Origin of the sequence: Pedobacter heparinus (assembly GCF_032678725.1) — a bacterium.
GTDB lineage: Bacteria > Bacteroidota > Bacteroidia > Sphingobacteriales > Sphingobacteriaceae > Pedobacter > Pedobacter heparinus_A.
The window spans coordinates 185,163-209,187 of record NZ_JAVTSC010000011.1 but is presented as its reverse complement, the minus strand read 5'-3'; the positions used below and the strand labels follow the sequence as shown (position 1 = coordinate 209,187).

Genomic DNA, 24,025 nt, shown 5'->3' with positions numbered 1-24,025 from the left:
TTATCAATTGAAAATAAAATGAATGTCATGAATATCAAACATAAAATCCTGCTGCTGGCGCTGCTGGTATTATCCGCATCCGGCTGTAAAAAATCTTTCCTGGAATTGGCACCTGAATCCAATGCAAATGCCGAAACGTTTTACAAAACGAAGGCAGATATGGACCTTGCTGTAAATGCCGCTTATTCCACACTGTATAATGTGTATGATCCTGAAGGCCCGGTGTCCTATACCGCTGAAATGATGGGCGACAACACCACACTGTACATTATTGCCGGAAACCAAACTGATAAATTTGCATTTAAAGATTACAACCTGCAGACCAACAATACGCTGGTATACAGCTTCTGGAGAACCTATTATTCCTCCCTGTACAGCATTAACATCATTTTGAGTAAACTCGATGATGCTGAACTGACGGCGGCAGAAAAGGAAAGTGTAAAAGCACAAATGTCTTTCCTGAGGGGATTGTATTACTTCAATATGGTGCGCCTTTGGGGAGATGTTCCCATTGTAACGAAACCGCTTTCGGTGGAAGAAACCTATAAGGTGGCGCGTTCACCCAAAGCTGATGTATATCAATTGATCCTGGACGACCTGACTTTTGCTGCAGAGAAATTACCGCCTGCTGCAATTGGAAGAGCTACGCAAGGGGCAGCCTTAACTGCCAAAGGAGAAGTTTACCTGACTTTAAACGATAAAGGCAATGCTAAAGCGGCTTTAATGTCGGTATACAACAATCCTAACTATAAATTGCAGCCTACTTATGCAGCGGTCTTTGGTCCGACAGTAAAAAACACCAAAGAATCCATCTTCGAAATTCAATACCTTGGTGGCGCAAGCAGCATATCCACCGGTACCTATAGCAAATTTTACCGTACTTATTCTCCAAATGTAAATGTGTTTGGGTTTAGTGGGATTGGCATGAACCAGGTGACCGACGATCTGTACAATGAATATGAAACGGGTGATCCAAGACGCGATGTTAGTATAACACCGGGTTTTCAGAATGGGGCAGTGTTTCAGGAGCAGAAGTACCCGATCAAATGGATAGATCCAACTGCGGTTAAAACAGATAATAATGTGCTGGCCAACAACAATTTCATGGTTTACCGCTTTGCAGATGTCTTACTGATGCTTGCCGAAGCAACTGACGATCCGAAATACCTCAATGAAGTCAGGACAAGGGTAAACTTACCATTGTTTGGAACGCCAGGTTATCCTTCTGCAAAATATCCTACACTGGCCCTTGCCATTGAACACGAAAGAAGGGTAGAGCTCGCCATCGAGTTTCACCGATGGTTTGACTTGAAAAGAACTGGCCGTGCGGTAACTGTTTTGAGCGCAAAAGGGAAACCTGTTACCGAGAAAAAGCTTTTATTGCCCGTTCCGGAGACGGTTAGGCTGCAAAATAACATCATTACACAGAACGACGGGTACAATTAAACATCAATAAATCATGAAGTCACCTTCCCTTAAATTTATAATTGCCGCTTTTTTAATGCCCTGCAGTTTTGTACATGCACAGGATACGCTTAGATATACCGGTAAAACGATCGTCAATGTTGACTATCATCATGGACAGCTTCCCCCGGCAGTTGGGGTGCATAACATCCAGGTGTTCCGGGCAGACCGCTCCAATCCGGATAAAATTAATGGATTAGACTGGACTTACAGCCATCAGCCCATGCTGGCTTACTGGAACAACAGGTTTTATCTGCAGTACCTAAGTAATCCTGTTGGGGAACATGTTCCTCCCGGGCAAACCCTCCTGACCACTTCTGCTGAAGGGGAGATATGGGATTCGCCCAAAGTAATTTTTCCTCCCTATAAAATAGCTGATGGCACCAGGAAAGAAGGTATTGACGAGGTGGCAAAAAACCTGACTGCAGTGATGCACCAGCGGATGAGCTTCTTTGTTTCCGGAAAAAACCGTTTGCTGGCCCTGGGCTATTACGGGATTTCTTTTAACCCAAAGGATGGTCCGAATGATGGAAACGGAATCGGGAGAGTAGTGCGGGAAATTTTACCGGATGGAAAATTTGGTCCGATCTACTTCATCAACTATAACCATTTGTATAGTGAAAAAAACACAAATTATCCCAATTATAAGCGCAGCAAAGACAAAGGATTTATTGCGGCCTGTACTGAATTGCTGAACAATACTTTAATGGTTCAGCAATGGGCGGAAGAATCAGATAACAATGATCCACTGATTAAATTGAAAGGTGATTATAAGGCTTTTAGTTATTATCACCTGCCGGATAACAGGGTTGTCGGGCTTTGGAAAAATGGTTTGACCAGTATCAGTAAGGATGAAGGCAAAACCTGGGAATATAAACCTGTAAGGGCACCTAAAGTGGTGAACAGTAATGCCAAAATCTGGGGGCAACGCACATCGGATGGAAAATTTGTTACCGTATATAATCCTTCAGAATTCAGGTGGCCACTGGCTGTTTCTGTAAGTAACGACGGGTTGAATTATGAGGATTTGTTGCTGGTGCACGGAGAGATCACTGCTATGCGTTACGGTGGCTCGTATAAATCTTACGGCCCCCAATATGTAAGAGGAATTGAGGAAGGCAATGGCGTGCCGCCGGATAAAAAATTATGGGTTACTTATAGTGTCAATAAAGAAGATATCTGGGTATCCTCCATTCCTCTGCCTGTTAAGGCAAAGGCAGACCGGCAGGCTGATGAAGTATTCAATGCCATGCCGGATGGTAAGGAACTTGCAGATTGGAATACTTACAGCCCTTTGAGGGCACCTGTAAAAATGGGAAAAATGCCGGATGGAAATAAAGCACTTTCTTTAAATGACTTTGACCCTTTTGATTATGCAAAAGCGGAAAGAGTTATTCCGGCGGTCAAAAAACTGATTGCCGCTTTTTCGGTTGTCCCTCAGCAAAATGACAATGGATTGCTGAATGTTGAATTTCAGGATGCCAGGGGGTCTGCCGGTATCAGGCTTTCTTTTGATGATAAAAAGACGATAAAGCTTAAGGCGGGTTATAGAAATAAGAACCTGATGGAGTACGTTGCCGGACAGCGTTACGATATCGAAGTGAAGCTAGATGTTGACACCAGGCTGTATACCGTCAGCATAAACGGGCAACAGATGGGCAATAGCATTTTGTTCGCACCATTGGAAAGTGTTTCCCGTATTGTTTTCAAAACCGGAGATGTGGTCCGTTTTCCAAATGCAGATACACCTACCGATCAGGACTATGATCTTCCGGATGCTGACGGTAAAGTTAAACCTGCAGGTTTTTACCTTTCATCAGTTAAAACAAAAATATTCTAACCGTTTATGTCAGATACCTTTAACATTAAAATGCGTACACGTACAGGTTCTCTTGTCGAAATATTTTTTTTTAAAACAAAGCTCTGATTTTAGAAAAGTAAACGATTACATTTAGCATGTCTATAAAAAATATATTATGTCAAGTCTAAAAAATGTAGCTGATCTGGCAGGTGTTTCTGTTGCGACTGTATCCAGGGTTTTAAATGCTGATGAGGTGGTTAAATATGAGACTAAGGTGAAGGTGATGAATGCGATAAAGGCACTTAAGTACTCTCCCAATCGTGTTGCCCAGCGTTTGCGTACCACCAGGAAAAGCAGCAGGTTAATTGGTTTGCTGATCCCTGATATACAGAATCCTTTTTACGTGGACGTGATCAGAGGGATAGAGGTTTTTGCTTATGCAAATAATGCTGCTGTAGTGATTGGTAATTTTTCTCAGGATGAGAAGAAAGAAAAGCTGTATCTGGATATTTTAAAATCAGAATCGGTAGATGGTTTTATTGTGGCACCATCAAATGAAAAGGACATTTACATTAAAGAACTGGTAAAAGAGGGCTTCCCGGTCGTTTGCATTGACAGGGGGCTAAGCGATGTTGAGGTAGACCTGGTGAAGGTTGACAACCAGAAAGGAGCTTTCAATGCCATCGAGCATTTAATCAAATTACAACATAAGCGTATCGGGCACATTACAGGAAACCAACTGATCCCTACAACTATGGAACGTTTGGCAGGGTATGAACAGGCATTGAAGCAATACAACATTGCAATAGATCCGGAAATCATAGTGAGCAGGGAATCAGATTATGAAAGTGGTGCTGAGCTGGCTGCCCATTTGCTGGACCTGAAAAACCCACCAACCGCAATCTTTACGGGGAATAACCTGCTTACGCTGGGGGCTTTAGAAACCATTAACAAAAGAGGTTTGAAGATTCCCGAAGATATAGCCATTATCGGTTTTGATGATGTTTATTGGGCAAATTCATTAAACCCACCCCTTACAGCGGTAAGGCAACCCGGGTTTGAAATTGGCAAACGGGCTATGGAATTGTTGATCCAAAGGATCCTTTCTCCAGAGCGTGAGGTGGCCAGCATCATTTATAAAACAGAGCTCATGATCAGGAGATCTTGCGGCAGTAAAGAGAAATAGCCATAATATGAACAAGCAAAAATATAGGATATGCACAATACATCAGTAGTAACATTGTTAAATCCCAAAAGACTGGTTTTTGGAAATGATTGCTTTGATCAGTTTATCCAGGACTATCTGGAACTGGGTTTGAAGAGGCTATTTGTTTTGAGTTTCGCAGGTCTGGAAGGGCAGCTGGCAGAAAAAATGGAAAAATTGGGTTCAGCTGGGATAGTGATCAAACAAAATACTTCCATTGCCAAAGAACCCTCTTTTCAGGATTTTGAAGAAATCCTGGAAGAAGCAAGGGCTTTTAAAGCAGACAGTGTAGTGGGAATAGGGGGAGGAAGCATATTGGATGTAGCTAAATTGGTTGCTGCACAATTGTTAAATACACAAAGTACTACCGCAGTTATTGGAAAAGGGAATCTGGCAGAAAGGGCAACCTATTTAGCCTGTATCCCTACCACATCCGGTACAGGAAGTGAGGTTTCTCCGAATGGCATCTTTGTAGATGCAGATGGGAATAAAATTGGGGTGATCAGTCCGTATTTAGTACCGGATGCAGCTTATATTGATCCGGTACTAACTGTTTCTGTTCCGAAAGCGATTACGGCCTCAACCGGAATTGATGCCCTGACACATTGCCTGGAAGCCTATGCGAATAAGTTTTCGCATCCGGTAACCGATTTGATTGCGCTGGAAGGGATAAGCCTGGTGGCTAAATACCTGAAAAGGGCATGTGACGATGGGGCAGATCTTGAAGCCAGGTCGCAGGTTGCCCTGGGTAGTATGTATGGTGGAATGTGCCTGGGACCGGTCAATACTGCTGCCGTTCATGCGCTGGCTTATCCGCTTGGGGTAAAGTTTCATATTAACCACGGCTTATCTATAGCACTTTTACTGCCCGCAGTTATGGAGTTCACCTTGCCGGCTGCTCCGGAGCGCTATTCAGCCATTGCAGTTGCCCTTGGTGCAACGCAGCGCAGTACCGCATTGGATACGGCAAAAGAGGGGGTAGCACTACTTAAAAAACTGATCAGGGATTGTGGCTTGCCAAATTCACTGGCAGCGGTAAATGTACCGCTCAGCGCAATTGAGGCTATGGCAGTTGATGCCGTTAAAATAGAACGGCTGCTGAAAAATAACTTGAGGGAGGTTGCATTGGAAGATGCTAAAAAAATCTATGAATCGGCATTTTAAGGGATGATGAAGAAAAAATTTAATGGAGTGGTGGTGCCTATGGTCACCCCCTTTACACAGGAGTTTAAGGTGGATGTGGAAGCTGCCGCCAGAATAACGGAACATTTAACCAGTTATGGAACACATCCGTTCTTGTTGGGTACCACCGGTGAATCGGTTTCCATAGCCAAAGAAGAAAGGGCAAGGCTGGTTTCTGCAGTAGTAAAGGCAACTGCAGGAGAAAAAATGGTTTATGCAGGCATTTCGGGCAATTGTCTTTCAGAGGTCATTGCCGAGGCAAAGCTGTATGCAGACCTGGGTATTGACGCCCTGGTATCTACCATGCCTTCTTATTATCCGGTAGAAAGTGACCAGATGTTAAGGTATTTTGAAAATCTGGCCGATGCAGTGCCCCTGCCGCTAATTGTCTATAATATCCCTGCAACTACGCATTTGAGTATTCCGCTTGATGTGGCAGATCAATTGAGCCATCACCACAACATCTTAGGATTTAAAGATTCAGAGAAAGGTGAGGAACGGATGATTGATGCGATTTCAAGGTGGAAAGGCAGAGCTGATTTTTCTTATCTGCTGGGCTGGGCATTAAAATCGCAGCAAGCCTTGTTTTTGGGTGCAGATGGCATTGTCCCAAGTACCGGCAATTTGGCGCCAGGGCTCTACCAGTCCATCGTTGATGCGGCAGGATCAGGAAATGCCGCAATGGCAGCTGCAGCACAGGCCAAAGCAGATTACTTATCGGAAATTTATCAGAAAGACCGTGTGTTAAGCAAAGCACTGCCGGTACTGAAGATTATGATGTCAGCTTATTCGCTTTGCGGAACAGCCATGCTGCCCCCTTTATACCAGCTGTCTGCTGAAGACGAAAGATCGGTTGTTGCCAGGATGACAGCGGAATTTGAACACTTAATTAATGTAAACAATAACAATGGAGATGAATATTAAAAAACCTGTTTTAGGTATAACTATGGGAGATCCCGCAAGTATTGGTCCTGAAGTGGCTGTAAAAGCGCTGGCCAATGCTTGCATATATGAAATTTGTAATCCCCTGTTGGTCGGTGATGCAGAGATCTGCAGGGCTGCCATCGGGTTTTGCGGGCTGGATCTGACGGTAAACCCCATAAAGGATGTAAAGGATGCAAAATTTGAGTTTGGAAGTATTGATGTGTATGACCTCGGATATGCAAGTGCCGAAATCGTAACCGGACAAAATTCTGTTGCCGCCGGGGCTGCTGCTTTTGATACGGTAGTTAAAGTGATTGATCTGGCCATGAAGGGTTTGGTGGATGCTACAGTAACCGGACCGATCAATAAAGAATCCATTCATCTGGCCGGTCATAAATTTTCAGGGCATACAGAGATCTATGCGCATTATACAGACACGAAGAAATACGGCATGTTGCTGGTTGAAGATGACCTGAGGGTGATCCATGTATCTACACATGTTTCCTTAAGACAGGCATGCGATCTGGTCAAAAAACAGAGAATACTGGATACCATAGAGCTGATCGTTTCTGCCTGTCAGCAATTGGGGATCAGCCATCCAAAAATTGGGGTTGCAGGATTAAACCCGCACGCGAGTGATGGCGGCCTGTTTGGAGATGAAGAGCAGCTGGAAATTATCCCTGCGATTGAAGAAGCAAGGCGCAGAGGGTATACAGTGGAAGGGCCGGTGCCTGCCGATACTTTATTTCCCAAAGCCATTGGTGGGGTATATGACGGAATTGTAGCGATGTACCACGATCAGGGCCATATCCCTTTTAAAGTGGTAGGATTTAACTGGGATAAATCGGCTAAGCAAATGAAAAGTGTAAGAGGGGTAAACATTACTTTAGGACTGCCCATCATCAGAACTTCAGTAGATCATGGTACCGCAATGGAAATTGCAGGAAGAGGAATAGCCAGCGCCGACGCAATGAATTTAGCGATTGAGTATGCAGTTAATATGGTACGTACCAAATAAATAATAATTATGATAGCAGTTATTGCGGATGATTTCACGGGAGCGGCAGAAATTGGGGGGATTGCCTTAAGACAGGGTTGGAATGCTATTATAGATACACGCGTGCTGAAGGGTACCGAAACGGATATCCTGATTATTGCAACAAATACCAGGTCAAAACCCCCGCAGGAAGCAAGAAAAATTATCCGTGAGCTTACCTTGCAACTCCTCAGCCTTCAGCCGGAAATCATTTATAAAAAAATAGATTCTGTATTGCGGGGGAATGTTGGGGAAGAACTTTTAGAACAGATGGCCGTTACTCAAAAAAGCAGGGCCTTACTGATTCCGGCCAATCCTTCCTTAAAACGTGTCATTAAGGATGGGGTATATTATTACGAAGGACTTCCTTTAAAAGAATCGACTTTTGCCCGCAATGTGAAGCACCAGATCAGCTCTTCAAGGGTAATAGATCTGATGGGGGAACATTCCCGCAAAAATACGTTCGTTATTTCAAAAGGTGAACTTATGCCAGATAACGGGCTCATCATTGGCAATACTGCTGATGAGACTGATCTGGACCATTGGGCAGGCAGGGTGGATGAGGAAACGGTAATGGCCGGCGGATCCAGTTTTTTCAATGCCCTTTTGAGAAAAATTAAAGTACATGATACACCAGCGGAACATGTTGGCTTTGCATTTGGAAAGAAAGTAATTTATGTATGCGGAAGCGCTTTTCCAATGAGCAGAAGCGTTGTAGAAGATGCCCGTATGGATGGGCAATATGTGTCATATATGCCTTCAAAGATGTTCTGTACACCTGCAGACCAGACTTTGTATATGGCGCAGTGGGAAGAAGATATCCTTAAAGGCATTCAGGGATCCGGGACAGTAATTATTGCAGTAAACACTATTGAAGAGCCCAGGGTAGAAAATCTTTCGTCTGAGCTCGGCAAAACAATTGCGACGGTGGTAGACAATGTCATGCAGCGTGTTCAGCTGGAAGAACTCGTAATAGAAGGCGGTGCTACAGCCTCTGCAATTATCGATAAACTGGAATACAGAAAATTTCATCCTACACAAGAACTGGCCCCGGGCGTAATCCGGATGAAAGTTGAAGAAAATAAAAATTTACACTTAACTATGAAACCTGGCAGTTACACCTGGCCATCTTCCATATGGAAGTACCTATAAATGCGAATCAGTAAAACCTAATAACCATAACCAAGTATGAACTCATCACTGCATGTATTAGATTACATCATTATAATTGTATTTCTGATAGGAACACTCGTGTTCGGGCTGGTATTTGCCAGAGGACAGAAAACTACAAAAAATTACTTCCTTGCAAAAGGAAAAATCCCTTCCTGGGCAATAGGAATTTCGCTGCTTGCTACGCTGATCAGCAGTGTGACATTCCTGGCTTATCCGGGCACCGGCTACTCCTCTAACTGGATTTTACTGGTTCAGGGATTAATGGTGCCGGTAGTGCTGCTTGGTGTGATCTGGTTCATTGTTCCGCTTTACCGGAAAGTGATCAATTTGAGTACTTACGAATATTTTGAGCAGAGATTTGGTTCTTTTGCCCGTTATTACAGCTCGCTGGCCTTCGTATTGAGACAGTTTTCTGGTATGGGAACAGTTTTCTTTTTACTGGCAGTGGCATTAAATAGCATGATCCATGTCAATACTGCGGCGATTATTCTCATTGTGGGGGCAATTATTATCATTGTGAATTTACTGGGCGGAATTGAGGCGGTAATCTGGCTGGATGTATTTCAGGGTTTTATGCTTTTTGCCAGCGGGATCATTTGCATCAGTATATTGCTTTTTTCGATAGATGGCGGACCAGCAGAAGTTTGGAAAGTGGCAACGGCTAACGGACGAACCGGTTTTGGCCCCTATGAATGGGACCTGACCAAACTGACCTTTGTTGTAATGGTGATCAACGGGGCTTTTTATGCGGTGCAAAAATATGCAACAGACCAAACGGTGGTTCAGCGTTACCTGACAGCCAAAACAGATAAATCAGCTATTGGTGCATCACTGTTGGGGATTTTGCTTACCGTACCTGTATGGATCTTGTTTATGTTTATCGGAACGGCCTTGTTTGTATTTTATAAACAAAACCCAATTCCCGCTGACATAAGAGCCGATGCTGTTTTTCCCTATTTTATCATGACCAAATTGCCAACAGGTGTTATTGGTTTGATTCTTTCGGCTATGATCTCTGCTGCAATTTGTAGCCTGAGTGCTGATTTGAATTCCCTGGCAGCTGTCGGTGTAGAAGATTATTACAAGAAATTAAAACCAGGCAAAACAGACCGCTCTTATTTAAAAGCCTCTAAATATATTGTTGCCTTATCAGGTTTGATCTCTATAGGCATAGCCATGTTGTATTTAAATGCAGGAGAGGAAGGGATATTGGGTATCGTATTTACCTTATACGCTATATTTTCAGGGGGTATTGTAGGCATGTTCTTACTTGGCTTGTTTAGTGCCAGGGCAAATAATCAGGGAATTACCATCGCCATTATTGTCTGCATCATTTTCACAGCTTATGCATTTTTAACCTCTACAGAAATTGGGATAGGAACGAATAAATCACTGTTGCTGGATTTTGGTAAATATAACTTTACGCACCACAAGCTGATGCTGGGTGTATATAGTCACCTGATCGTGATTGTTGTAGGCTATGTGGCCAGTTTATTCTTTCCAAAACCAGTTCTGGATACCAACTTACTTTACAGCGGCTGGCTGGCAGTGAAAAGGGCAGAAAAAGCAAGGGCAGGAAAATCAGCAGAAATCAGCTGATTTATTTTTTTATAAATTAATTACCATTGATTACTTCCGCAACTTCTTCCGCAGAAATGTCGCTGTGGGAAGCATCTAATATGCAGTCGCCGTTTTTCACCACCAGGATTTGCGGCGACTCATGCTGCACCTGGAAGGTATCGGCGATTTGTGCGGAAATGTCCCGGTAACTGATCAGATCCAGAAAATAAAGTGCAGTATTTTCCGGAATGGCAGACCAATCCATTTCAAATCGTCTTTTAGCCATTAAACTTACGGAACAGCGGGTGCTGTGCTTAAAAATTAAACTGTATCCTTGCTGTTCTTTGATTTCACTGACCTGGTCAGCACTCGTAATATTTTTCCACTGCATCTGTATCCTTATTTAATAATTACCGGAGTTTACCCTCTTCTTCTTTTGCCTTCCGGATAGGAACTGTAAGCCGGACAGATCTTGTTAGAGCAAGCTTCCAGAACTGTTATTGCAAAAAACACGCCAAGCAATAGTATTGCAACTTTTTTCATCTGTTTATAATTTGTAATATCTCTACTAAGCTACAGTTTTTAACAAAAGAATCAAAGTTTGTTATACAGTAGCAGCAAGTTCCGCCATTTTTAATGCAGTAATGGCAGCTTCGTCACCTTTATTGCCGTGTTTCCCTCCGGCCCTGTCTATCGCCTGCTGTTGGTCATTCGTGGTCAATACTCCAAATATTACTGCCTTGCCATGCTTAATGCCAATATTGGTAATTCCATTTGCTACAGCGTCACATATAAAGTCAAAATGTTTAGTCTCACCCTGGATCACGCAGCCTAGGCAAATTACCGCATCCAGGTCTTTGTGTTTTTGTAAAAGAATTTCAGCTGTGGCTGTTAGCTCAAAGCTGCCTGGCACAGGTACAGAAATGATATTTTCTGCGGGTACGCCATGTTTAAGCAAGGTTGCCAGTGCCCCATTGTACAGGCTGCCGGTAATTTCTGCATTCCATTCTGCAACGGCAATAGCAAATTTGAAAGCGGCGCCATCGGGCACGGTCGTATGAGAAAAATCAGATAAGTTTTTTAGTTGTGTTGCCATAGCGCAAACTTAGGGAAAATTCATTTAAACTGGTGTCTCTTTGTAGATTTTGATGCCAGGCAATTGCTGTCTCGTGTGTATTAGAGCCGCTTTTTGTCGATTGTTGAATATAAATAGTTGATTATCCGATAATTGTATTTACATTTGAGCATAATTTATATACAATGCAACAAGGAACAGTAAAATTTTTCAATGAAACAAAAGGTTTTGGATTTATCGTACCAGCTAATGGTGATAGCGAAATCTTTGTACACTCTTCAGGTTTAATCGATAGCATTCGCGAGAATGATTCAGTAAGCTACGATGTAGAGCAAGGTAAAAAAGGCTTAAATGCCATCAATGTTAAGATCAGCTAATCAACTTATTTTATAATTGAAAAAAGCATCCATTTTATGGATGCTTTTTTGTTTTACTTTAAATTCATCAGTTCTGCTACCATTTGCGGTACGCCAATAGTAGCCGTCTGTGCTATTTTTTTAAAATTACCCCTCATCCGGGGGAGATTTGGGTCTACAGCATATTTCATTGCAGCCGGTGGAACATAATCAGTCAGGCCAGCGGCCGGATAAACAGCCAGGGAAGTTCCGATAACCGCGAAAATATCAGCCTTGCTACATATTTTTGCTGCCAGTTGCAGGTTGGGTACGTTTTCTCCGAACCATACGACATGCGGGCGTAAAGGCAGGCCGTATTCACATACATCAGTAGGTTTGATCTCCCATCCTTCAATAGGGTAGGTGACAGCAGCATCCACATCAGACTGAGAACGTGTAATGATCCCATGCAAATGGAGAACGTTTTTAACACCCCCTCTTTCATGTAAATCGTCAATGTTCTGGGTAATGATTTGAAGGTCATACTTTTCCTGTAGCCTTGCCAGGGCTTTGTGTGCAGCGTTAGGTTGCGCTGCAATGACTGACCTGCGCCTTTCATTGTAAAACTGCTGTACCAGCTCAGGGTTGCGCTTCCAGGCTTCCGGAGTGGCAACATCTGCTATATCATAGCCTTCCCATAGTCCATCGACATCTCTAAATGTTTGTAATCCGCTTTCAGCACTGATACCTGCGCCGGTAAGTATGACAATTTTTTTCATTATATAATAAAATAACCCTGCATATATGAAATATACAGGGTTATTTTATTTTTAACAATATTTTTTATTTTGCCTGGGCAGCAGCACGTGCGATGTATTCATCTATCATCGCTGCTTCCTGACTCTCGGGATATTGTGTTTTGATTTTGTTATAAGCTTCTTCAGCTGCTTTAAAATCTTTAGTGTTCTCGTAAACCAGTCCTAATTTTTTAAGGAACATAGGTGAGGTGAATTTATTGCTGGCTTTATCCGCTGCCTTTTTATAATAAGTTGCAGCTTGTTTGAAGTCTTTTAATTCACTGTAAGCATCCCCTAAAAGCCCCAGGGCCAATGGATCGGCAACTGTACTTCCGGTTTCCGAATATTTACCTAAAACTTCAGTGGCTTTTTTGTATTCGCCTTTACGCAGATAGATGCCGCCAAGATATAAGTTGGCGAGATTTGCAGATTTGGTATTGTCATACTCTTCCGCAATTTTCTCCAGGCCGGGATAACCACCTTCACCGTTTATGGCTTTGCTGGCTAAGGAATCAGGACCGCCAATGTATTGCTCTGCCTTATACATTTTTGCTGAAGCTTCTTCAGCCCTGTTTTTAAGGTATACATTTTGATACCAGAAGTAAATGGCTACTAATACTACAATTGCACCTGCAATGAATAAAAGGCTTTTCGAATTTTCTTCTAAAAAAGAGCCTTTTCTTACCGGCTGATTTATTTCTTTTTCTGCTACAGACATTTTATTTAAAAAAATTAAGGATTGCAAAAATACGTTTTTACATTAAAGTATCAACCCCTTTTTAAAGTATTTAACTAAAATTAATGAACTGAGTGTGAATTCAATAAAAACAATTCATCGGATTCACAAAGCTAAACGGTAACTTTGACTATTGATACTATGTGGTTAAAAAATATTACCCTTCTTAATTTTAAGAACTACACAGACGCAAATGTTAGTTTTTCAAAAACGGTAAATGCTTTTGTAGGAGATAATGGAGCCGGTAAAACCAATTTACTGGACGCCATTCATTACCTGTGCCTTTGCAAAGGATACTTTAATCCAATCGATACACAGCAGATCAAATCAGGTCATGATCTGTTTTTAATCCAGGGAGATTTTGACCGTCAGGAGAAGAATGAAAAAATTACCTGCGGGGTTAAAAGAAACCAGAAGAAGCAATTTAAAAGAAATAAAAAAGAATACGATAAGCTGGCTAACCACATTGGCCTTTTTCCCCTGGTGATGATCTCTCCTTATGATACCAATATTATTATGGAGGGGAGTGAGGAAAGACGCCGTTTTATGGACAATGTGATCTCACAGACGGATACGAATTACCTGGATGAACTGATCCTGTATAATCGTCACCTGCTTAACCGGAATGCATTGTTAAAGCAAATCGCCCTGACCAGAAGTTATGACCCTATGTTATTAGAGATTTATAATGATCAGCTGGTGGTTTCCGGGATAAAGATTTATGCCAAGCGCCAGCAGTTTATGACTGAATTTATTCCGCTGTTTGATAAATATTACGAGTATTTAACAGCGGATAAGGAACAGGTGAGCCTCCAGTACCAAAGCCAGTTGAATGATGCTGCTTTTGACTATTTGTTGCAGCAGTCGATAGAAAAGGATAAAATTTTGGAAAGGACCACTATGGGCATTCATAAAGACGAACTGGTATTTACCATTGCCGACATGGCTTTAAAGAAGTTTGGCTCGCAGGGACAGCAGAAATCCTTTTTAATTGCCTTAAAACTGGCCCAATATGCTTACCTTCAGAAATATAAAGGTTTTAAGCCATTATTGCTCCTGGATGATATTTTTGACAAACTGGATGATAAGCGGATGCATAAATTAATGGAGATGGTCTCACACCATGATTTTGGTCAGATCTTTATTACGGATACTGGAAAGGAAAGGGTACTTGCTGTATTTGATAAAATTAAAGTACCGGTAACTTTATTTGAAGTAAATGACGGGGCAGTAAATCATGCGTAAACCTAATGACATTACACTAAAAGAAGGCATTGGCAAATTGCTGAATGTATATAAGCTTAAAGGTAAATTTGATGAAACATCAGTAGTGGCCTTATGGCCGGAGCTTATGGGAATGGCCATTGCAAACCGTACCACACAGATTTATGTTTCGCATAAAAAGCTATTTGTCAGGATTGAATCTTCGGTCATCAAAAACGAGCTGTTAATGGTGAGATCCGGCATCATTCAGAAAATCAATGAACGTGCCGGATCGGAAGTGATTATAGATATTGTGTTTCTTTAACCTGGTTATCCGCCAAATATCCTGCTGATCAACCAGATAATCAATGCCAGCACCAGGACAACTACAATAACACCTGTCCATACACCTGCTTTAAAGATACCTTCTATCAGTTCGCAGCTCATCAGCGTTGTAGACAGAAAGGCAATAATTGCCAAGGGAAAATATTTTTTTGTCGTCATAGGTTTTGTTTTTTAATGATTAACAAAAAATGCCGGCAATGGTTTTATTCTCCTGGTTTTCCGTTTACTTTAAGCAATTCGATTTCAAAAATCAGGGTGCTGTAAGGAGGAATATCTTCTCCTGCACCACGTTCACCATAAGCCAGGTTATAAGGAACAAAAAACTTATATTTTGAACCTGTCTGCATCAATTGAACACCTTCTGTCCAGCCGGCAATCACACCGTTCAGCGGTAATGAAAGTGGTTCTTTTCTGTCATAAGAACTGTCAAATTGTTTTCCGTTCAGCAGCGTACCCCTATAATTCACCAATACCGTATCGGTAGCCTTGGGCCTGATGCCAGTACCCTTGTTGATGACCTGGTATTGAAGGCCACTTGCGGTAGCCTGAATGCCCGGTTGTTTCTTGTTGTTCTCCAGAAAAGCTTTGCCTTCAGCGATAGTTGGCGCATGCTTTTGCCTGCTTACACTAACAAACAGATTGTTTATGGCTGTCTGCGATTTTTCTTTAGGGATTAAAGGAGCGGCACCGCCAAAAGCATCTTTCAGTCCTCTGATCAGCAGATCGTAGTTCAGGCTGTTTAAGCCGTCATTTTTCATACTGCTGGCCATTGTATTGCCGAAAGCGTAGCTGGCAGAATCTAAGGTGGATTTAAATACAGTACCTGCAGCTGTATTTTTTACCGGGGCTTTGCCTGCTGTGGTTGTTTTTTTTGCAGTAGTTGTTTTTGCTTTTGTTTGTGCATTTATCGTAAGCGCACAAAGGGGAAGCATAAGTGTAATGATAATCTTCTTCATTCTGTTTATTTGTCTGGATGGAAAGGTACAAACTTTATAAAAAAATAAGCACCTTTTTGGGGGTGCTTATTTTAAAGGCGCTGTGCCTGTATTTGTTTGACGATTAAAAACGCTCTGCAGCTGTAAAGAAGAAATCGCCTTCAATTTGTGCATTTTCATCTGAGTCTGATCCATGTACTGCATTTGCATCAATTGATTTTGCATATTTCTGACGGATGGTGCCTTCTGCAGCTTCTGCAGGGTTGGTGGCCCCAATCAGTTTCCTGAAATCTTCGATGGCGTTGTCTTTTTCAAGTATTGCGGCAACAATAGGGCCTGATGACATAAAGCTTACCAGGTCAGCATAAAAAGGACGTTCTTTGTGAACTGCATAAAACTGGCCAGCAGTTTCAGGCGTTAATTTAGTGTACTTTAATGCAATGATTTTAAAACCAGCAGTAGTAATGTCATTGATTATAGCACCAATATGGCCATTAGCAACTGCATCAGGCTTAATCATGGTAAATGTTCTGTTTGTACTCATCTTTTATATTAATTTTTGCAAAATTACGTTTTATACTGCTAATATTAAAGCTGTAAGCTTAGATAATTGAATAGCGTTAAATATCAATTTTTGCTGATTAAATATTATAGGCTTCAATTATCATTAAATTACTAGCTTTGCACCGAAACTTATGCTATCTATTTCAGAATTAAAATCTTTGCTGGCCAGGCCCCAGAAAATTGTAATTACTACACATCACAAACCTGATGGTGATGCAATGGGCTCATCTTTGGGTTTATATGCTTACCTGATTCAAAAGGGACACCATGTTAAGTTGATTACGCCAACAGATTATCCGTACTTTTTGCATTGGTTGCCAAATAATTCCGATGTGATCATATATACAGAAGATCAGGAGCAATCTACAAAACTGGTAGCAGAGGCCTCACTTATTTTTTGTCTTGATTTTAATACACTTGCAAGGATCAATGAACTGGGTGAACTGGTGCGTGCATCCAGTGCTTATAAAATCATGATAGACCATCACCTGGAGCCTGAAGATTTTGATGATTACCGTCACTGGAGCATTAATGCCTGTGCTGCTGCCCAGCTGGTTTACGATTTTATTGTAAATGAACTGGAGGACGGGGTGATGATGAACAAGGATATTGCCACCTGTTTATATACCGGGATCATGACAGATTCCGGCTCTTTCAGGTTTGAATCGGCAAATGCAGCTGTATACCGCATTGCAGCCGATCTGATTGACCTTGGTGCGGAGCATTGGAGGATTCACCAGCTGGTATACGATAATGCAACAGAAAGCCGTTTACGCTTTTTAGGTTATTGTTTAAGCGAGAAACTGGAAGTGCTGCGCGAATTTAATACGGCTATTATTACTGTTACAAAAGAGGAATTAAACCAATATCAGATCGTAACAGGTGATACAGAAGGCATTGTAAATTATGCATTGTCAGTTAATGGTATTAAATTGGCTGCATTTATTATTGAAAGAACTGATAAAGTTAAATTATCTTTGCGCTCCACAGGGGATTTTCCTGCGAATGAGATTTGTAAGAAATACTTTAACGGTGGTGGTCACAGGAATGCCGCCGGGGGTTTTTCAGACAAAAATCTGGCGGATACGGTGCAGGAATTTAAAGCGCTTTTATCAGATTATAAAAACCAATTATTACAGTAAATAATCACAATTAAAAAGAAACATAAAAAATAATTTAAAAACCACATGAAGAAAGGTATAGTAATTCTTTTCGCAGCTGCACTTGGTTTAGCTGCTTGCAACAACTACAAAAAAGGTCCGGGTGGCCTTTCGTACATCATCCACAAAAATGGCGGTAACGCAAAAATTAAAGAGGGTGATATTGTGAAGTTAAACTTTATCCAGAAAAGTGAAAAAGATTCTGTGATGTTCAATACATGGGATATGGATCAGCCACAAGTATTCCCTGTAGCTAAAAAAGTTTATGCAGGTGATATGAACGATGTGTTAACTTTGTTTGGAGAAGGCGACAGCGCTACATTTAAACTTGATCTGGATACTATGGCTAAACATTCTGGCCAGCCAAAACCTCCGGGCACAAAAGATAAATTTATTGTGTTCACCATTAAAGTAGAAAAAGTATTAGCTAAAGCTGCTAACGAAGCTGATTCTACCTTCCAGCAAAAAGCAAGAGATTTCTTTGAAAAAGATTACAAGGCCAGCATAGAGAAAAAGAAAGGTGCAGAAGCTGGAAAGATCAAGAAATATATTGCTGACAACAACCTTAAAACTACAACTACAGCTTCAGGATTACAATATGTGATCAGCAAACCTGGTGATGCTGTAAAACCAGTTTTAGGAGATACCATGATGGTGAATTACACTGGTAAATTAACTACTAAAAAATCTGATGGTAAAGACAATGTCTTCGATACCAGCGATGAAAAAGTAGCAAAAGAATCCGGTAAACATAATGCAATGGCCCAGTATGGTCCCCGCCCTATTACTTTGGGCAGAGCAATCCCTGGATTTGACGAAGGTTTACAGTTGATTGGTAAAGGTGGAAAGATCACCTTAATCATCCCTTCAAACCTTGCTTATGGCGAGGGTGGTATGCCTCAGGGTGGTATCAGTCCTTTTTCTCCGCTTGTATTTGAAGTGGAATTATCCGACATTAAAAAACCTGTAGCAGCTCCGGCTGGAACTCCTGGAGCAACAATTTCTCCGGTTACCCCAGCTCCGGCTACAAAAAAATAATCCAGCTTTTCTGCCATTGGCAGACGATGGGAAAATGAAAACCCTGCCGAATTTACCGGCAGGGTTTTTTATTTGTTAAGCTCGGCTGGTTTTTATTAACTTCGCTGATGCTTTTAACTGACACCCACACACATCTGTATTACGAAACAGATGAGGAAAAACTGAACCAGCTGATGCAGCGCTGTTTTGACAACCAGGTCAAGCGCCTGTTTCTGCCAAATGTTGACATTGCTTCTATCGCCAAAATTGATAGCCTGGTGCAGCAATATCCTGAAAACTGTTTTGCAATGGCCGGTTTGCATCCCTGTGAGGTAAAAGAGGATTATGAAGAAGTGTTAGATGAGATCTGCCAGAGTATGGTCGACCGTAATATTTATGCCATAGGCGAGATAGGGATAGACTTGCATTGGGATAAAACTACGCTGGCGTTTCAGCAGGCAGCTTTCCGCGAACAGATCAAATGGGCCAAAGACCTGGAACTGCCCATTGTAATCCATTGCAGGGAAGCGTTTGATGAGATCTTCGAAATACTGGAGGAAGAAAAAGGAGCATTGCTGCGGGGGATTTTCCATTGTTTTACGGGAAACCTGGAGCAAGCCAACCAGGCCATAAATCTTGGTTTTTACCTGGGCATTGGCGGGGTGGTTACTTATAAAAAAGCAGGATTGGATGAGGTCTTAAAGCAGGTTCCATTGGCAAAACTGGTGTTGGAAACTGACTCCCCTTACCTGGCACCCGTACCCTACAGAGGTAAGCCAAATGAAAGCAGTTACCTGGTGCCTATTGCACAAAAGCTTGCAGAAATATACGAAACCAGCCTGGAAGAAATTGCGGCAGTAACTACAGCCAACTCCATCAGCATCTTTAACATTTAGCAATGACCAAAATACTCATCATATATACTGGCGGAACCATTGGTATGGTAAATGATACGGATACAGGCACCCTGATCCCTTTCAATTTTAAACAGATCCAGCAAAATGTGCCTGAGCTGGCCAGGTTAAACTATGACCTGGAGGTACATTCTTTTGATCCGATAATGGATTCTTCCAATATGCATCCGGATATCTGGGCAGAGATGGCGCAACTGATCTTTACCAGGTACAATGAATTTGATGGTTTTGTGATTCTGCATGGTTCTGATACCATGGCATTTACAGCCTCTGCCTTGAGTTTTATGCTGCAAAATTTAAGTAAACCTGTAATCCTTACCGGTTCACAGCTGCCCATCGGTGAGATCAGAACAGATGCCAAAGAAAACCTGATCACTGCCCTTGAGATTGCAGCAACCAAAGAAAATGGCAAGGCTAAAGTTCCTGAGGTCTGCATTTACTTTGATTCTCAACTGTTCCGTGGTAACCGGTCCATTAAATACAATTCTGAAAAATTTGAGGCCTTTCGCTCCCCAAATTATCCAATCCTGGCCGAAGCCGGCGTTCATCTTACATTTTTTAACAATTACATCTTGCCTCAGCCAGAAAAGGAATTGCAGGTATTGCTGGATTTTAATTCCAATATCGGTGTTTTGAAAATGTATCCTGGCATTTCACAGCAGGCAGTAATGGCCATTACCCATTCGGCTGTTGATGCCATAGTATTAGAAACCTTTGGTTCCGGAAATACCACTACTGCCGAATGGTTTATCAATTGCCTGCAGGAGGCCGTCAATAATGGTAAAATAATAGTAGATATTTCTCAATGCCAGCGTGGCTCGGTAGAACTGGGTAAATATGAAACCAGTAAGAAGCTGCAGGAAATGGGTGTGGTAAGTGGTTATGACATGACCTTTGAGGCTACAATTACCAAGCTGATGTACCTGATGGCGCAGGGCCATGGTAATGATGAGGTGATTAAACTCATGGAACAATCACTGCGCGGAGAACTGACCATAAGTTGAGGCGCTGTGCGTTTTCCATCGAAAAGCCATAATTGGCCGATGTGATTAGTTATACAGCAATTAAACTTAAATTTGTATATAACCAGGAAATGTTATGAATATAGAGCAAATTTATACAGGCTGTTTGGCAGAAGCTGCATATTATATTGAAAGTAACGGAGAAGCTGCAATCATAGACCCGCTACGTGAAGTAGCCCCTTATTTAAAAAAAGCGGCCAAGGATAATGCAAAGATCAGGTATATTTTTGAAACGCATTTTCATGCTGATTTCGTTTCAGGGCACATAGACCTGGCAGAGAAATCCGGGGCAACGATTGTATATGGCCCTACTGCTAAAACTTCCTTCAAATCACATGTTGCCAAAGACGGGGAACAATTTAAAATAGGTGAGCTGACCATTGTCGCTTTGCACACGCCCGGGCACACGCCAGAATCAACCACTTATTTACTGATCGATAAACATGGTAAGCCTTATTGTATTTTTACCGGGGATACTTTATTCATAGGCGATGTTGGCCGGCCGGATCTTGCCCAGCAGGGCGACCTGACCATGGAGGATATGGCGGCAACTTTATATGACTCTTTGCACCAAAAAATATTGACGCTGCCAGATGATATCCTGGTTTATCCGGCTCATGGAGCTGGTTCGGCATGTGGTAAGAGCATGAGTAAGGAAACCTTTGATACGCTGGGCCACCAGAAAGCGGTGAACTATGCGCTTAAGGCAGCGAGCAAGGCACAGTTTATAAAAGAAGTTACTGATGGCATTTTACCGCCGCCGCAATATTTCGCAAAAAATGCGGCGATGAATAAGCATGGTTACGAGTCTGTAGATGATGTTTATGAAAAAGGGCTGAAGCCTTTAACACCAGGGGAATTTGAGGCCATGGCCAACCTGACGGGTGCTTTGATCCTGGATACCAGAGATCCCCAGGTGTTCTCGAAGGCGTTTGTGCCATCTGCTATAAATATCGGGTTAAACGGGCAGTTTGCGCCTTGGGTTGGCGCTTTGATAACTGACCTTAAGCAGCCCTTGTTGCTGGTTTGCGAGCCTGAAAAAGAGGCTGAAACCATTACCCGGCTAGCCAGGGTAGGTTATGACAATACGATTGGTTATTTAGCGGGTGGAATTGCGGCCTGGCAAAAAGCAGGTAAGGAGACCGATGCTGTTCAATCGATATCCGCTATGGAATTCGAAGGTATAGCAAACGAAGATGCCACTGTTCAGGTACTTGATGTTAGAAAAGCCGGAGAATACGAGTCAGAGCACCTGGAAATGACGATGACACGGCCACTGGATGATATTAATGACTGGACCAATGGGCTTGACCATAAAGAAACCTATTACGTGCATTGTGCAGGTGGTTACCGGTCAATGATTGCGGCTTCGATACTGAAGGCAAGAGGTATTGATCATGTAGTAGACATTGCCGGAGGTTATGCTGCAATTAAAAATACAGCGCTGAAGCGCACAGATTTTGCTTGTCCTCCAAAAGCGATGAAAGGTTAGGATATTTTATTATGTTTGCACACCTAATTTTCGTAACCTGAATGCCAGGAATAAATCAGATAAAACTACCCATAGCTGCAGATATAGCTGCCTTTGAAGAGAAATTCAAGGCCTCCATGCATAGTGATGCACCTTTGCTTGACAGGATTACCCATTATATTGTAAAGCGGAAAGGGAAGCAGATCAGGCCGATGTTTGTTTTTTTTGCTGCAAAGCTATGTGGGGGAATCATCGAATCAACACATAGAGGGGCAGCACTGGTGGAGTTGTTGCATACAGCCACCCTTGTTCATGACGATGTAGTAGATAACGCTTATGAACGGAGGAGCTTCTTTTCTATCAATGCCCTATGGAAAAATAAGATTGCTGTTTTAGTAGGCGATTACCTGCTGGCCAAGGGCTTATTGCTTTCGGTGAACAATTCTGAGTTTCGTTTGCTGCAGATCGTTTCTGAAGCGGTAAAGCAGATGAGTGAGGGCGAATTGCTGCAGATAGAAAAAGTAAGAAGAATGGACATCAGTGAAGAATTGTATTTTGATGTCATCCGTCAAAAAACAGCCTCCTTAATTGCCTCCTGCTGTGCCTGTGGCGCAGCCTCTGCCGGTGCTGATGAGGAAACCATAGAGAAGATGCGTCTTTTTGGGGAGAAGGTGGGAATTGCATTTCAGATCAAAGACGATACCTTTGATTTCGGTACAGATGATGTGGGTAAGCCATTGGGTATTGACATCAAAGAGAAGAAGGTTACCTTACCATTGATCTATGCTTTAAACCGCGCTGAAAAGAAGGAGAAGAAAAGGGTCATTAACCTGGTAAAAAACCATCAGGATGATCCTGCAAAAATACAGGAGATCATAGATTTCGTAAATGCGCAGCAAGGTGTTCATTATGCCCGTGAAAAAATGATCCAGTACCAGCAGGAAGCCTTTGCTATCCTGCACAGTTTTGAGCCTGGTGATGCCAGGACAGGACTGGAGCAGCTGGTGCGTTATACTACCGAACGTAAGAAGTAGGAATCCTTAAATAATAGAAGCTATACTACATATTCTTCCGAAACCTCGTTTCCCGAACTTGTAGAGCCGGCAAAAGAATAGGGGGCCCTTTCTCAGTAGCCCCCTAGCTTAACAATTTTGGTATTAACATGCCAATTAGCCGTTGATACTTAAAAAGCAGTTAGTTACCGAACGATCTCGATCCGTAATTCCTCCTGCATTACTTTTTTAACATTACCAATTGTATACTCATACGATAATAAGAAGACATTGAATTTACGGCCAAAGGATTCTTCTATCCTGAATACATTTGGATACCTTGCATCACCGTTAATTTGCGTCACTTTCACATCTTTATATGGTTTAATGGTAACGCTTTTGTCAGCCGCTACTTCCAGTATGATGGAAGTTTTATTGATCATGGGTTCCGTACTTTCAAATGATTCCGTTCCGGCAATTACACGAACACTATTTGCCGACAGGGGGAACAGCTTCTTATTTCCTGCAGTTACCATTCCGTTTACCAGGCCAGTCATGCTGTAGAATGTATTTTGTGCCTGAGAAGCATAATCATTCTTTATGAGCACCTGGTAAAGAATCGTGGTTTTCTTTGAGTTGATTTCAACTCCAGGGCCAGCTGTCGCTTTTAATCCGATAAAATAAGTCGAATCCGGTGATAGGCCGTCTGGGCGCAGCTTAACCATGGTGCGTCCCGTACGTTCTCCGGCTTTGATCTGGATTTTAGTATCCATGATTTCATATTTGTTCCGGGGCAACAGTTTTGCATATAATTTAGTATCAAAATCAAAAAGAGACCGGTTGTAAAAATCCAACTGCGTAAGGTCGTCTTCTAATTGGATTACCAGGTCCTTTGTCGATGCATGTGTCCCACCTGCAGAAGCTGCGATGTAGCCTGTTACTTCATTACCTGTCAATGGAACGATTTCCTGAAAAGTATTGTAATAGCTGCTGCTGATCAAAGCAACATCATTTTTGTACATTTCCTTTTCGAACAATTCATTGTCTTTGCACGACGAAAGCACGGTAGCGAGTGCGAGCATCGTTATATACTTTTGTTTCATCTTTTTATATTT

At 42.2% G+C, this 24,025-nt stretch carries 26 protein-coding genes; 17 read left to right on the top strand and 9 right to left on the bottom strand.

Annotated elements, in window-relative coordinates; genetic code table 11:
* The first annotated feature begins 27 nt into the window (after positions 1-27).
* From R2Q85_RS17410 to R2Q85_RS17375, 8 genes are all read left to right on the top strand, one after another.
* The gene (locus R2Q85_RS17410) at positions 28-1,446 is read left to right on the top strand and encodes a RagB/SusD family nutrient uptake outer membrane protein (RefSeq protein WP_316813063.1); all 1,419 of its coding nucleotides are present in this window, start codon (positions 28-30) and stop codon (positions 1,444-1,446) included.
* 13 nt (positions 1,447-1,459) lie between these two features.
* Positions 1,460-3,304, top strand: coding sequence for an exo-alpha-sialidase (locus R2Q85_RS17405; RefSeq protein WP_316813062.1), 1,845 nt, complete (start codon positions 1,460-1,462; stop codon positions 3,302-3,304).
* 136 nt (positions 3,305-3,440) lie between these two features.
* The gene (locus tag R2Q85_RS17400) at positions 3,441-4,451 is read left to right on the top strand and encodes a LacI family DNA-binding transcriptional regulator (protein ID WP_316813061.1); all 1,011 of its coding nucleotides are present in this window, start codon (positions 3,441-3,443) and stop codon (positions 4,449-4,451) included.
* Positions 4,452-4,481: 30 nt separating this feature from the next.
* Entirely contained in the window at positions 4,482-5,633 is a 1,152-nt protein-coding gene (locus tag R2Q85_RS17395) for an iron-containing alcohol dehydrogenase (RefSeq protein WP_316813060.1), read from the top strand.
* 3 nt (positions 5,634-5,636) lie between these two features.
* On the top strand, positions 5,637-6,575 hold the full coding sequence (locus tag R2Q85_RS17390; RefSeq protein WP_316813059.1) for a dihydrodipicolinate synthase family protein: 939 nt from the start codon (positions 5,637-5,639) through the stop codon (positions 6,573-6,575).
* The gene (pdxA, locus tag R2Q85_RS17385; RefSeq protein ID WP_316813058.1) at positions 6,565-7,593 is read left to right on the top strand and encodes a 4-hydroxythreonine-4-phosphate dehydrogenase PdxA; all 1,029 of its coding nucleotides are present in this window, start codon (positions 6,565-6,567) and stop codon (positions 7,591-7,593) included. The genes R2Q85_RS17390 and pdxA overlap by 11 nt, the downstream gene beginning before the upstream one ends.
* Before the next feature lie 9 nt (positions 7,594-7,602).
* Positions 7,603-8,763: a four-carbon acid sugar kinase family protein gene (locus tag R2Q85_RS17380; RefSeq protein ID WP_316813057.1), complete on the top strand. Its 1,161-nt coding sequence runs from the start codon at positions 7,603-7,605 to the stop codon at positions 8,761-8,763.
* Positions 8,764-8,799: 36 nt separating this feature from the next.
* Entirely contained in the window at positions 8,800-10,383 is a 1,584-nt protein-coding gene (locus R2Q85_RS17375) for a sodium:solute symporter (RefSeq protein ID WP_316813056.1), read from the top strand.
* Between the two features lie 16 nt (positions 10,384-10,399).
* Here R2Q85_RS17375 and ytxJ read toward each other — a convergent pair whose 3' ends face one another.
* From ytxJ to ribH, 3 genes are all read right to left on the bottom strand, one after another.
* Positions 10,400-10,735, bottom strand: coding sequence for a bacillithiol system redox-active protein YtxJ (ytxJ, locus tag R2Q85_RS17370; RefSeq protein ID WP_316813055.1), 336 nt, complete (start codon positions 10,733-10,735; stop codon positions 10,400-10,402).
* A gap of 29 nt (positions 10,736-10,764) precedes the next feature.
* Positions 10,765-10,887: a hypothetical protein gene (locus R2Q85_RS17365; protein WP_262710989.1), complete on the bottom strand. Its 123-nt coding sequence runs from the start codon at positions 10,885-10,887 to the stop codon at positions 10,765-10,767.
* A gap of 61 nt (positions 10,888-10,948) precedes the next feature.
* The gene (gene ribH, locus R2Q85_RS17360) at positions 10,949-11,440 is read right to left on the bottom strand and encodes a 6,7-dimethyl-8-ribityllumazine synthase (RefSeq protein ID WP_316813054.1); all 492 of its coding nucleotides are present in this window, start codon (positions 11,438-11,440) and stop codon (positions 10,949-10,951) included.
* Positions 11,441-11,604: 164 nt separating this feature from the next.
* On the opposite strand from ribH, the gene R2Q85_RS17355 reads away from it, so the two are divergent.
* Positions 11,605-11,796 (top strand): cold-shock protein, encoded by a 192-nt coding sequence (locus R2Q85_RS17355; protein WP_012780707.1) that lies wholly within the window; start codon positions 11,605-11,607, stop codon positions 11,794-11,796.
* A 53-nt stretch (positions 11,797-11,849) separates the two neighbouring features.
* On the opposite strand, the gene R2Q85_RS17350 is transcribed toward R2Q85_RS17355, so the two are convergent.
* Both R2Q85_RS17350 and R2Q85_RS17345 read right to left on the bottom strand, forming a co-directional pair.
* On the bottom strand, positions 11,850-12,533 hold the full coding sequence (locus tag R2Q85_RS17350) for an SIR2 family NAD-dependent protein deacylase (protein WP_316813053.1): 684 nt from the start codon (positions 12,531-12,533) through the stop codon (positions 11,850-11,852).
* A gap of 64 nt (positions 12,534-12,597) precedes the next feature.
* Positions 12,598-13,269: a tetratricopeptide repeat protein gene (locus tag R2Q85_RS17345; RefSeq protein ID WP_316813052.1), complete on the bottom strand. Its 672-nt coding sequence runs from the start codon at positions 13,267-13,269 to the stop codon at positions 12,598-12,600.
* A 159-nt stretch (positions 13,270-13,428) separates the two neighbouring features.
* Between R2Q85_RS17345 and recF the strand changes: the two genes are divergently transcribed.
* Both recF and R2Q85_RS17335 read left to right on the top strand, forming a co-directional pair.
* Complete coding sequence (gene recF / locus R2Q85_RS17340) at positions 13,429-14,532, top strand: DNA replication/repair protein RecF (RefSeq protein WP_316813080.1); 1,104 nt, start codon at positions 13,429-13,431, stop codon at positions 14,530-14,532.
* Positions 14,525-14,815: a DUF721 domain-containing protein gene (locus R2Q85_RS17335; RefSeq protein WP_316813051.1), complete on the top strand. Its 291-nt coding sequence runs from the start codon at positions 14,525-14,527 to the stop codon at positions 14,813-14,815. The genes recF and R2Q85_RS17335 overlap by 8 nt, the downstream gene beginning before the upstream one ends.
* Positions 14,816-14,820: 5 nt before the next feature.
* Here R2Q85_RS17335 and R2Q85_RS17330 read toward each other — a convergent pair whose 3' ends face one another.
* From R2Q85_RS17330 to R2Q85_RS17320, 3 genes are all read right to left on the bottom strand, one after another.
* Positions 14,821-14,994, bottom strand: coding sequence for a hypothetical protein (locus tag R2Q85_RS17330; RefSeq protein ID WP_316813050.1), 174 nt, complete (start codon positions 14,992-14,994; stop codon positions 14,821-14,823).
* 44 nt (positions 14,995-15,038) lie between these two features.
* Positions 15,039-15,791, bottom strand: coding sequence for an FKBP-type peptidyl-prolyl cis-trans isomerase (locus R2Q85_RS17325; RefSeq protein WP_316813049.1), 753 nt, complete (start codon positions 15,789-15,791; stop codon positions 15,039-15,041).
* Positions 15,792-15,894: 103 nt separating this feature from the next.
* Entirely contained in the window at positions 15,895-16,314 is a 420-nt protein-coding gene (locus tag R2Q85_RS17320; protein ID WP_316813048.1) for a nucleoside-diphosphate kinase, read from the bottom strand.
* Between the two features lie 151 nt (positions 16,315-16,465).
* Between R2Q85_RS17320 and R2Q85_RS17315 the strand changes: the two genes are divergently transcribed.
* The 6 genes from R2Q85_RS17315 (at position 16,466) to R2Q85_RS17290 (ending at position 22,952) form a co-directional block, all read left to right on the top strand.
* The gene (locus R2Q85_RS17315; RefSeq protein ID WP_316813047.1) at positions 16,466-17,476 is read left to right on the top strand and encodes a DHH family phosphoesterase; all 1,011 of its coding nucleotides are present in this window, start codon (positions 16,466-16,468) and stop codon (positions 17,474-17,476) included.
* Between the two features lie 45 nt (positions 17,477-17,521).
* A complete protein-coding gene (locus R2Q85_RS17310) occupies positions 17,522-18,532 on the top strand; it encodes an FKBP-type peptidyl-prolyl cis-trans isomerase (protein ID WP_316813046.1) in 1,011 nt (336 codons plus the stop codon).
* Between the two features lie 107 nt (positions 18,533-18,639).
* Complete coding sequence (locus R2Q85_RS17305; RefSeq protein ID WP_316813045.1) at positions 18,640-19,407, top strand: TatD family hydrolase; 768 nt, start codon at positions 18,640-18,642, stop codon at positions 19,405-19,407.
* A 2-nt stretch (positions 19,408-19,409) separates the two neighbouring features.
* Positions 19,410-20,429: a type I asparaginase gene (locus R2Q85_RS17300; protein ID WP_316813044.1), complete on the top strand. Its 1,020-nt coding sequence runs from the start codon at positions 19,410-19,412 to the stop codon at positions 20,427-20,429.
* 94 nt (positions 20,430-20,523) lie between these two features.
* Entirely contained in the window at positions 20,524-21,939 is a 1,416-nt protein-coding gene (locus R2Q85_RS17295) for an MBL fold metallo-hydrolase (protein ID WP_316813043.1), read from the top strand.
* Positions 21,940-21,980: 41 nt separating this feature from the next.
* Positions 21,981-22,952 (top strand): polyprenyl synthetase family protein, encoded by a 972-nt coding sequence (locus tag R2Q85_RS17290; protein ID WP_316813042.1) that lies wholly within the window; start codon positions 21,981-21,983, stop codon positions 22,950-22,952.
* 164 nt (positions 22,953-23,116) lie between these two features.
* Here R2Q85_RS17290 and R2Q85_RS17285 read toward each other — a convergent pair whose 3' ends face one another.
* Complete coding sequence (locus tag R2Q85_RS17285; RefSeq protein WP_183873933.1) at positions 23,117-24,013, bottom strand: BT_3044 domain-containing protein; 897 nt, start codon at positions 24,011-24,013, stop codon at positions 23,117-23,119.
* Positions 24,014-24,025: the final 12 nt, after the last annotated feature.